Source organism: bacterium (assembly GCA_021372535.1).
In the GTDB taxonomy this organism is placed as follows: Bacteria; Latescibacterota; Latescibacteria; order Latescibacterales; family Latescibacteraceae; genus JAFGMP01.
In genome coordinates, this window is sequence record JAJFUH010000008.1 from 1 (window position 1) to 7,505 (window position 7,505).

Annotated in this window: 5 protein-coding genes; 1 reads left to right on the plus strand and 4 read right to left on the minus strand. The window is 50.0% G+C overall.

Annotated elements, in window-relative coordinates:
• Positions 1 to 916: Gfo/Idh/MocA family oxidoreductase (locus tag LLG96_00740; protein MCE5248723.1), on the minus strand; the 916-nt coding region annotated here is incomplete at its 3' end.
• 196 nt (positions 917 to 1,112) lie between these two features.
• Positions 1,113 to 3,041: a M14 family metallopeptidase gene (locus LLG96_00745; GenBank protein MCE5248724.1), complete on the minus strand. Its 1,929-nt coding sequence runs from the start codon at positions 3,039 to 3,041 to the stop codon at positions 1,113 to 1,115.
• A 289-nt stretch (positions 3,042 to 3,330) separates the two neighbouring features.
• On the opposite strand from LLG96_00745, the gene LLG96_00750 reads away from it, so the two are divergent.
• Positions 3,331 to 4,272, plus strand: a complete 942-nt coding sequence (locus tag LLG96_00750; GenBank protein ID MCE5248725.1) for a carbon-nitrogen hydrolase family protein — start codon at positions 3,331 to 3,333, stop codon at positions 4,270 to 4,272.
• Positions 4,273 to 4,369: 97 nt separating this feature from the next.
• Here LLG96_00750 and LLG96_00755 read toward each other — a convergent pair whose 3' ends face one another.
• Together LLG96_00755 and LLG96_00760 are read right to left on the minus strand one after the other, a co-directional pair.
• Positions 4,370 to 4,861 carry a methyltransferase domain-containing protein gene (locus LLG96_00755; protein MCE5248726.1) on the minus strand — a complete coding sequence of 164 codons (492 nt, stop codon included), beginning with the start codon at positions 4,859 to 4,861 and terminating at the stop codon, positions 4,370 to 4,372.
• Positions 4,862 to 5,547: 686 nt separating this feature from the next.
• A complete protein-coding gene (locus tag LLG96_00760; GenBank protein ID MCE5248727.1) occupies positions 5,548 to 6,918 on the minus strand; it encodes an MFS transporter in 1,371 nt (456 codons plus the stop codon).
• Positions 6,919 to 7,505: the final 587 nt, after the last annotated feature.

Here is a 7,505-nt window from a genome sequence, read left to right on the forward strand (position 1 = left end):
CGGGGCCCCGTCCCTCGCGGGGCCAGTCCATCTGGCGTTCCACTGTCACATCGAGAAAGTACCCGTCGCTCCGTTTTGCCTGCCCTTTCCCGTACACCTTGATCCATGCACTTCCCGAGCGGTACGGCTGGAGGAGGCTCCCCCAGAAATCGGCGCCCCCGTTCCGGCCCTTGTATCCGAAGGTCATGATGCCGTTCGGGCGAGTCCAGTCGCCGGTCTGGTAAGAAACGCTTTTAACTCCGCCGCCAACGCAGGCATAGACAAAATAGATACCGTGAACGCCATGGGTGGCATAGTCGCTCATGGCGTTGTCGGCGACATACCCGGTCAGCTCCCCGAGGTCCGGCAGCGCCTGACGGATGCTGTCGACCGCCTGCACGTATTCGAGCGAAGAGCCGCACATGATGGGTGTTCCGGCTTTCCGGGCGGTTTCGATCATGTCGCGGGCATTTTTGAGGCTCGATGCGAAGGGACGGTTGATGAAGGTCGGAATCCCCGCTTCGAGGTACGGGCGCACGAGGTCCTGAAACCAGAAAAGCGAGGCAAAATCGGCTATGACTATGGCATCCACCTTGTCGACCATGTCATAGTAATTCTTCACTTTGCTGACATTGTACTTTTTCGCGAAGCTGTCGAGACTTTCCGGATTGATATCCCAGGCGCTTGTCATCACCATCCCCGTCACCCGCATCTTGTCGCCGGTCGGATTGATGAGCGGGCCCCAGATGCTGTCGATATGACCTCCCTGGGTGGTGAGAACACCCACTTCGAGCAGTTCTGCCGACGAGGGGCTTTTTCTCTTGAATCGGGGACGTTTGGCTTCTGCAGCGGCTGCCGATCCCGCCGCAATCACTCCTGCTGCTGCGGCTGACTGCTTGAGAAACGATCTTCGGTTTTTCATGGTTTTCTGATCCATGGCAACTCCTCAAAGTTTTTCTGTAATGAGCCCTGATTATTCATGAAAATATTTAACCACAAAGAAACAAAGGCACGAAGAGACATAATATATTATTAATACTATCTTTAGTCACATTTAAAATCGATAGTAATACAATGATATATATAGAATTCAAATCCGTGTTCTGTTAAACTTATGAATGGATCACAGTATTTTATTTGTCGTTTTTCCCGATCACGATTTCCTGCGTCCGATGCCCGCCACGGGTGGACAACACATGCACCGTGCATTTTGCCGATTCGATGCCGTTCAGCCTGACCCGGAAACGCGCGGTCTTGATCTCTCCCTTTTTCGTCCACTCCACCTCAACATTCTTGTCCTGGGTATCGGGTAAAGTGATTTCTACCTTTTTATTCCTGCGGTCTTTCGTCAGCTCTTTATCGAATTCGAGGCGCACACGGTCCGGTCTCACTATCTTCACAAGCTTTGCCTGTTCGAGCGCGGTCGGGAGAAATCCGGTGTTGGTGAAGGTCACGGTAACATCGTACTCGTCCTTGTTCTTCGATGGTTTGACAACTGCGGATGTTATTTCGACCTGGGGCAGCTGCCTTGCCAGATAGATGTTGAACATCGCTTCTTTCCGTATCCATTCTTCGAGGTACTGTACGGGGGGATTCTGGCTGAAGAATTTCGGATTGAATCCCCCAATCTCGACCGTTCCGAGCTGCGGGTGTTCGTATGCCGTCCACTGCATGAACTCCCTGCCCCCGCATGCCTCGTCATTCCAGCAGAGGGCATCATACTCGTCATAGTTACCGTCGCCGTCATAATCCTTCATCTCACCCGTGCACCACAGCTCATCGCCGTACCAGATGCTGCCATAATACCAGTATCCGAAATCAGGCCCGTGTCCAAACAGCGGAATCGCCTTCGTCGGCTCTCCGGTCACGGGGTCGGTTTTCCTGCGGGTTCTGTAATCGTTATATGTGTCTCCGGCCCACCGGTAGCCGGTGATTTTTTTGCCCTCGCTGTCGAACAGACGGAACAGGGCGAGGTCTTCGGGATACATCCGCTCCCCGCTGTTCGAGGTTGACGGCCCGCGGAGATGCATGGGAACGCTCGTATCCATGGAATTGACTACGCCGATATTCGGGTGTCTGAGAAGGAACAGCACGAACGACTGGATTTCCGGCTCGGACAGGGGATACTCACCGGCGCCGCCCTGTGTCCAGCCTCGTCCGGTGGTATCCTGTCCGGGTTCGGGTCGCCAGTTTTCAGGGTAATTCCTGTGGAGATCGAGCCCCCCGACACCGTCCTCATTGTATTTCCCGTCGCCGTCATTGTCGGTTCCTTCGCTGTACACGTCCCAGTCGCCTTCGCCGTCCTTCACCCGCTTCATGAGCCGACGGGAAGTATCGCGCGGATCGATGACATAGTTCCCGCTGTCCGGATTCGCTTTCCGCATCTGCCTGATGAATCCGTCGCCGTCGAGGTCCTCTCCCGGATCCTCGTCAAGAAGGCCGTCGCGGTCGTCGTCATGAGGGCGGACTGAGCTCCGGTTGCTCTGCGCCGTCCGGAGATACATCTCGGACCCGTCCGGGTTGTTTTTTATCCTGAAATAGAACGCTTTCGTATCGACGAGTTCGGTGATTTCCCTGTCTTTCCCATAGTTGGTCAGGAGGTAATTGAGCATCCACAGGGCGGATTCGGCTGCGGTGACTTCTCCGCTGTGACGGTTGGCGTCAATGGCCATCGCGGGTTTGTCGGTATCCTTGAGCGTCTTCTTATTGGTCAGGGTCACCTGGTAAATGTCACGGTCTTCGAAGGTTTTCCCGCTTTCATACAGGTCGATAAGGTCGGGATATTCTTCAGCCCATCGTTTCAGGAATCCGATGATTTCGTCATAGGTATGATAATGCCTGAAATCGAGCTCGCCTTCCTTGAGCGGTTTTATCTCTTCGTAGTGGGTTTTTTTGAAAAAACTCACACCGTGACGGTATCCTTTCACCGAATAGAACTCGCTCTCTTTTTTCCCGGAACCGGGCTCTTTCGCATCCTCCTGCGCAAACACTGACAGAGCCCAGACTGCGAAACTCACAATTGCGACTGTCCGGATAAACGATTTCTTCCCACACCGGCGCATTATTCCCTCCTGTTTTCAAAAGTGCTGACTCACATAATCAATCTATTATTTCGATGGGATAGAATTAGTATAACCATACATGACAGCATATGCATATCTTTTTTATATGTGTGTACGCTTTCCGCACCAGATAATCGTGAACCTACTGTCATATCGATATCGGCCACGAAAATAACCCGTTTTTGCATTTGATTTGTCTGTCAGGGTTAATTATCATTTCTTTTACGGTATATATGCACCATATGGTTTCATTATGTCAATCGGACTATTAAAGCCGGATGTAACCACCATGAAAACATTCTACCCGAACCGTCGGGATTTCATCATGACCGTCGCGCTTGCCGGGGCGGGTGCCCTTGCTTCGGGACCATCCCCTGTGATCGCGAAAAACCGTGGAGAGACAGCCATGAAAGACCTTACCATCGCTCTGTTACAGATCGATTCCAACCAGAAGGATATCGAGGGAAACCTCAAAAAAATCATCGGCCGTGTCGAGGGCGCCGCGCAGGAAGGGGCAAATCTCATGGTTTCATGCGAGATGGGGCTCTCTGCGTTTCTCTTTTCACGGGATGAATATGTTCAGGTCGCCCAGACCATTCCGGGCCCCGCAACCGAAGCGGTGGGAGCAGCCGCAAAAAAGGCGAACGCCTATGTGATATTCGGCCTCCCCGAAAAGGAGGGAGGCGATATCTATAACTCGCTCGCCGTTCTGGGCCCGAAGGGAAACCTGGTGAGCAGATACCGCAAAGCGCACCTCTGGCTGACCGAGAACCAGACCTTCAGCCGGGGCAACGACCTGTGCATTTTTGAAACCGAGTTCGGCACCATGGGGAGCATAATCTGTTACGATATCATGTATCCGGAGTTTACACGGGCCATTGCGGCAAAAGGCGCCGGTATCATCACCCATTCAACCGGCATGGTCACCACCGAGGACTGCGATAAATTCGGCTGGGATCCGGAATTCTACAATGCCTTTGTCCGGACAAGAGCATGGGAAAACCAGGTCTACATCCCGAGCTGTAACCGCTGCGGGAACGACCAGTTCCTCTATTTTCTGGCAAATTCATGCGTTGCGACACCGTGGGGAACACTCGCGGGCAAACTCGGCAATGCAGAGGGAACGCTCACGGTCAAAACCGATTTCAACCGCCTGAAGGAATGGCAGAAGATTGCCCCCTACTGGGATGACCGCAGACCCGACCTCTATAAGAAGATACTCGATTTTTAACCCTGTATTCACACGATTTATCGGGAGGGCTTATCTTTTTCAGGCGTTCGATCATTGACCTGAAGGATTTGATACGGTCAAGAATCGGCTCTATATTCTATTGTTTCGTGCAGAAATAGATGTCTCCGGCCGAAGCGGTAATGCCCATCAACGTGATTTCCTCACGGCTGAGTATATCGTGAGGAGATATTACCCTGACAATGAATCCCGGCTCTTCGAGTCGTGTAATGAAATCGGGGCCATACCTGCGGACATGATCCTCCTGCCCGAAGTATTTGAGCCGTTCTTCCGGTTCGGTAATCGACGCATCTTCGAAAGTGACATCAGCGGTAACCGGAACAAGGATAACTGCCCATCCATCGGCTTTTAACACCCTGTACAACTCACGAATGGCGCGTTTATCGTCGGGTATGTGTTCAAGAACGTTGCTGCAATAGATTACATCGAATGATTTGTCGCCGCAGGGTATTTGCGTTATATCAAGCTTAACCATGACCTCGGGACTGTTGAGATCCGCTGTGACATAACCGGAACCTATTCTTTTTTCGAGAATTTTTACCATACCCTGTTCCGGAGCAACATGGAGCATCGTTTTGGACCGCCCATCGAAAAGATCGGTCTTCGTCTCAAAACAGCGCCATACAAGCCTATGTCTTTCAAGTGACTTGCAATACATACACAATGCATCATCACGAGGCGGGATACCGAATTTCCCAAATTTTTTCGAGCTTTTTTTACAGATCGGACAATACCTTCCATTTCCGCGATAGGGAAGATAATCGAGATAATCTCTCGCTGTCCGCAGCGATTTTTTTATGAACATGGGGAGAAATTTTGTCATTTTCATGAGTACATGCTCTGTTCATATCGCTGTATCAGGAGTTACTTAATCCTGATTATTCATGAAAATATGCTTTGCCACAAAGGCACCAAGGCACAAAAAGATATAATATATTATTAATACTATCCTTAGTTACACTTAAATGTTGACATTACTACCAATGATATAAAATTCAAATCCGCCCGATCCGCGAAAAACCGTGTTCTATTAAACTTTAAGGATAGACCGGTGTAACGGCATTGTTCCCGTATTATACGCTGATAATATAACAATAGTGCCAACAAAATGGTCATTAAATTGACTATCCCCGCAGTGAACTACGTGGTATTTCGCCAATCTCCTGACACTTCGTGTCACCAGAATTTCTAAATACAAAAAAAGAAAAAACTGTTACCTCGGAGTAAACTCCGAGGAATTCTTTTGATTAAACCATTTCATCGCACATTTCCCCTTGAAAGCGATGCGAAAATCCCCCCGAAACAGAGGGCTGCAAAGAGAATAAAAACCGTTTTCATGCTTATCAAAAAAAGCGGGTGATTTTCCGGCGTGATTTTCACATTCCCGACATGCACGGCAAGAACCAGCATGGCTATTCCCATGCTCAGCATCTGGCCGGTCAATCGCATCGTTCCGACAGTTGCCGACGCGACGCCGTAAAACCGCTTGTCGACGGAACTCATGATCGCATTGGTATTCGGCGAAGAAAAGAGCGCGAAGCCGAAACCAAGCACGACCAGACAAGCACCGATGTATGTCAGCGTTGTGGTTGCATCGAGGAATGTCAGCAGCACGAGTCCCATAACGGTCACCGTCATGCCTGCCGAGGCGATGATTCTCGATTCGATCCTGTCCGAGAGCCTTCCTGCCAGGGGCGAAAAAACAGCCTGTACGAGCGGCTGGGACACAAGAATCAGACCTGCCTCCTGGGGTCTGAGACCCTTAACATACTGGAGATAGAGGCTCATGAGGAATCCCACGGCGGATGTTGCGCTGTAATTGATCAGGGCTGCCAGATTCGAGAACGCGAATACCCTGTTGCGGAAAAAGAGATTCATGGGCAAAACGGGGCTCTTCACCTTCAACTCCCATATGATAAATCCCGCGATTCCTCCGCAGCTTGCCAGAATGAGCCATCCCCCATATGCAGCCGGAAGCCGTGAAAAACCGTACATGAGCGCGGCAAGCGAACAACCGAAAATAACCGATCCACCCCAGTCGAACGATTCCCCTTTCGCTTCGGCCCATTCGCCTTCGAGTTTCCAGACAATGAGCACGCCGACCAGCAAACCGATGACCGCATTGAGAAAAAATATACTCCTCCAGCCAAGGTGACCGGTTATGAATCCGCCGAGAAAGGGGCCGAGCGACAGTCCCAGGTAAACCGCCGCAACATTGAAACCGAGCGCTTTCCCACGTTCCCCCGGACTGAATACCGAAGTGATTATGGCAACTCCCGTTCCGAAAATCATGGCGCCGCCAATTCCCTGCATGACCCGGAAAACGATAAGGAATGCGGGAGACCATGCGATTCCGGATAAAAATGACGCCAGCGCATAAATCATTATGCCCGATGTAAATATCTTTCTGCGCCCGTAAATGTCGGCAATCTTTCCGAACGGGACGAGAAAAACCGCGGCTGCGAGGAGATACGATGTCGCTATCCAGCTCAACACGATGGCGCTGAGACCGAAATCCCGCCCGATTGTGGGAAGAGCGATATTGACCGCCGAACCCATGAACGGTGTCAGAAAAGAGCCGGCTGTTGCCGCGACAAGAATAATCTGTTTATTATGCGTTGCAGTCATATGATAGTACGGAAAACACGTTCAATGTGAATAAGGCGAGAAACACGATTCGAAATGATCCGAGGATATATCAATGGACGAAAGGCAAGATCGAATAAATAATTGCGACATCCCCTGAAACATCACACATTCTGCGCTGTCATTTTCTACAGGATATAAAAGGATTACGCTCAACGCCATAAAAAAAACACGTGCGTTAATAAAAATTCACATATCGGCATTTATCCAGATCTATTTATAAAACAGAACACGGATTTTCGCGGATTTTATTTTTTATATCTTTTGGATGTTAATATTTAATAGTTGCCAAAGATAGTATATATAGCATGTTATGCAAATTTGTGTCTTTGTGTCTTCATGGTTTAATATCTTCCATCAGAACTGTCCGGTTAAACTACTGAGTACCTTTTATTTGCAGTAGAATATGATAGTTGCCACTCTTAACTATGGAAACTCACCCCGCGCATAACACCTTGATAAAATAGATGTTAGCGGGCGCTTCCCCTCTCTTGTGGCAAGAGAGGGGGCAGGGGGTGAGTTAGGGTGGAGAAAAGGGGTAACAATCAAATCTAAAACAATCCATATGC

Coding starts and splice junctions, on each gene's coding strand:
- LLG96_00750 (MCE5248725.1), top strand. CDS start 3,331: ATGAAAACATTCTACCCGAACCGTCGGGATTTCATCATGACCGTCGCG.
- LLG96_00760 (MCE5248727.1), bottom strand. CDS start 6,918: ATGACTGCAACGCATAATAAACAGATTATTCTTGTCGCGGCAACAGCC.
- LLG96_00755 (MCE5248726.1), bottom strand. CDS start 4,861: ATGCTCCATGTTGCTCCGGAACAGGGTATGGTAAAAATTCTCGAAAAA.
- LLG96_00745 (MCE5248724.1), bottom strand. CDS start 3,041: ATGCGCCGGTGTGGGAAGAAATCGTTTATCCGGACAGTCGCAATTGTG.